Raw genomic sequence first — 837 nt, forward strand, 5'->3', positions numbered from 1 at the left:
AAATGGTAATGCCTGGAGACAACATTGAAATGACAGTAGAATTAATCCATCCAATCGCAATGGAAGAAGGATTAAGATTCGCAATAAGAGAAGGTGGAAGAACAGTAGCATCAGGTGTAGTAGGAAACATCACTAAGTAATTAGTGATCCTTATACAAAAGATGTAAGAGTTCAATAACTTTTATATAGGAGGAGATGACCATTTGGTTATCTCCTCTTTTTTTATATAGGATGCCTAAAGGTTATCACTAAGAGAGTGTCTTAGAGGTCGTAGAGGCTCTCTTGTACACACTGTGTCGAAATCTTTTGAATTTCGATTGCAGATCATAAAATTTATAGGGATAGCCGAGAAAGGATAAAAATGAAAAAAATCAAGATACTTAAAAAAATAAAAATGTTATTTATGTTTGATGGAGAAACCATTTTTTTAAATTATTTTGTTTGTGATGACATATGCATTTGAGTGGATGTAAGTCAATAAAACAAAGGAAAATTGGAGGTGTGTTTAGTATTTTTACTACTATTTCAAAAATTGTTTTTAATTTTTTTCATAAAAAGATAAAAAAATCCTTGACGAAAACTTGTAAACGCGGTATACTTCTTCTTGTGCATCAGAGAAATATCTTTGAAGCAGACAACAGGACATTAGCAATTAAATAGAGAAAGAAAGTGTAAATTAAAAACTCAATTGTCGTTTGAAACTTGTTTCAAACAATCGATTAAGGTGTACAGTGGAATGAACCACTATAAAAATAATTATCTTTTAATAGATAGCTAAACTTCATTTATGAAGTTAGGATATAAATTTGAATGTAGAGTTTGATCCTGGCTCAGGAT

1 protein-coding gene is annotated in these 837 nt (G+C 30.5%); it reads left to right on the plus strand.

All coding sequences use genetic code 11. The features are described from left to right. Positions 1–140, plus strand: a 140-nt coding sequence (locus DYH56_RS15695) for an EF-Tu C-terminal domain-related protein (RefSeq protein WP_500797409.1), incomplete at its 5' end; no start/stop codon positions are given. Between the last annotated feature and the right edge of the window lie 697 nt (positions 141–837).

The organism is Psychrilyobacter piezotolerans, from assembly GCF_003391055.1.
Taxonomy (GTDB): Bacteria; Fusobacteriota; Fusobacteriia; order Fusobacteriales; family Fusobacteriaceae; genus Psychrilyobacter; species Psychrilyobacter piezotolerans.